The sequence below is a fragment of the Tunicatimonas sp. genome (assembly GCF_049647865.1).
GTDB lineage: Bacteria > Bacteroidota > Bacteroidia > Cytophagales > Cyclobacteriaceae > Tunicatimonas.
Genome location: NZ_JBARYM010000658.1, coordinates 1 through 3,107 on the forward strand (window position 1 = coordinate 1; position 3,107 = coordinate 3,107).

The window sequence follows — 3,107 nt, forward strand, 5'->3', positions numbered from 1 at the left end:
ATCAATTGAGCAGCTTACCCAATTATTTCAAAGATTTTATCCCGAGTATCCGTTTGACTATTGGTTCTTAGACCAAAAGTACCAATCGCTCTACGCCGCTGAACAGCGCATTTCCACCTTATCTAAATACTTCGCCGGAATTGCCATTCTGATTTCCTGCCTGGGTTTATTCGGTTTAGCCGCCTTTACGGCGGAACGTCGCTTAAAAGAAATTGGTATTCGTAAAGCACTGGGTGCTAGTGCTACGAGTATTGTAAGGTTGTTATCCAGTGACTTTACCAAGATGGTATTGGTCGCCATTGGAATTGCCTTACCTATCAGTTATTTCGCGGCACAGCAATGGCTACAAAACTTTGCCTTCCACATCGATTTGCAGTGGTGGTACTTTGCCGGGGCGGGGTTATTAGCGCTACTCATTGCTTGGTTTACAGTAGGACTACAAACGGTGAAAGCTGCTCGGGTGAATCCGGTGGACTGTTTGCGGGATGAGTAGTTAGTTATCTAAGATCGGTATTAATAACCTCCCGGATATCGGCAATTAGTTTGTTTGCCAAATGTTCTGCCGTAGCGCGGGAATTGGATTCGGCAATAATGCGGATGATAGGCTCAGTATTAGATTTGCGCAAATGCACCCATTCTCGGTCAAAGCTGATCTTTACTCCGTCGGTAGTGTTTACCGGATGGTTGGCATAACGTTCGGCTAAAGTAGTCAGCACACCTTCCAGATCAATCTCCGAAGGTAGTTCCATTTTGTTTTTGGAAATATGGTACTGCGGATACTTCGCCTTCAGTTGAGAAATCGGTTTGCCGAATTTAGCCAGATGCGATAAGAACAAGGCAATACCTACCAGCGCATCGCGGCCGTAGTGCAGCTTGGGAAAAATCACCCCGCCATTGCCTTCTCCACCAATAATAGCATCGGTTTTCTTCATAGCCTTCACTACGTTCACTTCTCCTACAGCCGAGGCAATATAGTTGCCACCGTGCTTTTTAGTGACATCAGATAAAGCTAATGAGGAAGAAAGGTTAGATACGGTGTTACCGCCTTTATTCAATCCTAAGATATAATCAGCTACTGCAACTAATGTGTATTCTTCACCAAACGGATCACCGTTTTCCTGAATTAAGACCAAGCGGTCTACGTCGGGATCAACCACAATACCTAGATCAAACGCGCCTTGCTCCATCTTACCACAAATGTGGTTCAGGTTTTCGGGAACGGGTTCCGGGTTGTGGGCAAATGATCCGTTAGGTTCGCAGTAAAATTTTTCTATCTGATCAACGCCTAGCTTTTCTAGTAACATTGGCACCGCAATACTACCCACCGAATTGATACAATCAATAGCGACTTTAAAATTTCGTGCCTGAATAGCTTCCGCATCTACTTCAGGCAAAGCCAGTATTGCTTCAATATGTTTTTCGGTGGCCCCTTCACCCCGTTGGTACGAGCCTAGTTTGTTAACCGTAGCAAAGTCAAAATCAGCAGATTCGGCTAGGTCAAGCACCACTTTTCCAGCTTCAGCCGAAATAAATTCACCTGCCTCATTCAAAAGTTTGAGGGCATTCCACTGACCGGGATTATGACTAGCCGTGATGATAATACCACCTTGCGCTTTCTCATTAACTACGGCCAGCTCTACGGTAGGAGTTGTAGCCAAATCAATATCCAGCACATTAATTCCTAACCCTTGTAGCGTAGCACTGACTAGCTTAGCTACCATACTACCCGAAATACGAGCATCGCGGCCAATAACTATTTGCACTTTACCGTTGTGCGATTTGTTACCCTGCTGCTGCTTCAGATAAGTGCCAAAAGCAGCCGTATATTTAACTGTATCGATAGGAGTGAGTCCCTCTCCAACGGAGCCGCCAATAGTGCCCCGAATACCGGATATTGATGAGATAAGTGTCAAAGATAGTGTGGTTTGTGAGATTTCGCTAAAAACAATAAGCAGTGGGTGGCGAAATAGAAAATCAGTCGAACTTAGCCAACACTTTATTTACTTCTGAATCAGGATTACCGCAGGCTTCACCGGCTTTTTTACCGCAGAAGCCGCAGTCAGATCCTTCTTTATTCAGATAAGGGTTCTGAGAAGCGCAAGTACCCTTAAATTCTCCGTCTTTTAAGAAGATAAGACGGACGCTCATCAGTATGAAGAATAAAGCAATAAATCCTATGGCTAATAATATAGTAGTCATAACTTCGGTGTTTGATGCAAAGATAGCATTACTGATTGAAAACGAGTGAGCTGGATACAAAGTTTCGGGAAGAATTGTTTAATGTTGTTAGTTTATAGTCCACTGCCAATAGTCCGTTGTTGAAATTCTATCGTTTTTACTAACCTATGGATCGTGGACCGTCAACTATAAACCTCACAAATTATGAATAACCCAATAAACGAGCGGCGTGCAGTAGCCCTGGATGCCTTTGATCGTCTCCTTACAATCATGGAAGAGTTACGGGTGAAGTGCCCCTGGGACCGCAAACAGACTATTGAAAGCATTCGTCATCTGACTATTGAAGAAACATACGAACTATCGGATGCAATTTTGAGTGGCAACCTCAGCGAGGTACGTAAAGAGCTGGGCGACTTGGCCCTGCACCTGGTTTTTTACGCTAAAATAGCCAGCGAACAAAAAGCCTTTGACATTAGCGATGTGCTGAACGGTATTTGCGATAAGTTGATTCGGCGGCATCCCCACGTGTACGGCGACACGGAAGCCAACGATGCTCGCGCCGTTGAGCAAAACTGGGAGCAGATTAAACTGAAAGAAAGAGAAGAGGAAGGCGCAAGCGAAACCCGCAAGTCGGCACTGAGTGGAGTACCCTCGTCCTTACCGGCTCTGCTGAAAGCCTTTCGGATGCAGGAGAAAGCCCGAGGAGTAGGATTTGACTGGAGCGAAAAGTCCGAAGTGTGGGCGAAAGTGCAGGAAGAAATGCAAGAATTTCGAGATGCCGAAGTGCTAGGTAACTCAACTGAAATGGAGGACGAATTCGGCGACCTGTTGTTTGCTCTGATCAACTACGCTCGCTTTGCTGGAATTAATCCGGAAGAGGCTCTGGAGGGGACTAACCGAAAATTTATGCATCGCTTTCAGTATATTGA

Annotated in this window: 4 protein-coding genes; 2 read left to right on the top strand and 2 right to left on the bottom strand. The window is 45.3% G+C overall.

Annotation, left to right across the window (positions count from 1 at the left end):
- Positions 1 to 493: ABC transporter permease (locus WBA23_RS19275; protein WP_424583911.1), on the top strand; the 493-nt coding region annotated here is incomplete at its 5' end.
- 4 nt (positions 494 to 497) lie between these two features.
- Here WBA23_RS19275 and glmM read toward each other — a convergent pair.
- Together glmM and WBA23_RS19285 are read right to left on the bottom strand one after the other, a co-directional pair.
- On the bottom strand, positions 498 to 1,913 hold the full coding sequence (gene glmM / locus WBA23_RS19280) for a phosphoglucosamine mutase (protein ID WP_424583912.1): 1,416 nt from the start codon (positions 1,911 to 1,913) through the stop codon (positions 498 to 500).
- A 61-nt stretch (positions 1,914 to 1,974) separates the two neighbouring features.
- The gene (locus tag WBA23_RS19285) at positions 1,975 to 2,199 is read right to left on the bottom strand and encodes a hypothetical protein (protein ID WP_424583913.1); all 225 of its coding nucleotides are present in this window, start codon (positions 2,197 to 2,199) and stop codon (positions 1,975 to 1,977) included.
- A 183-nt stretch (positions 2,200 to 2,382) separates the two neighbouring features.
- Here WBA23_RS19285 and mazG point away from each other — a divergent pair.
- Positions 2,383 to 3,107, top strand: a 725-nt coding sequence (mazG, locus tag WBA23_RS19290; RefSeq protein WP_424583914.1) for a nucleoside triphosphate pyrophosphohydrolase, incomplete at its 3' end; no start/stop codon positions are given.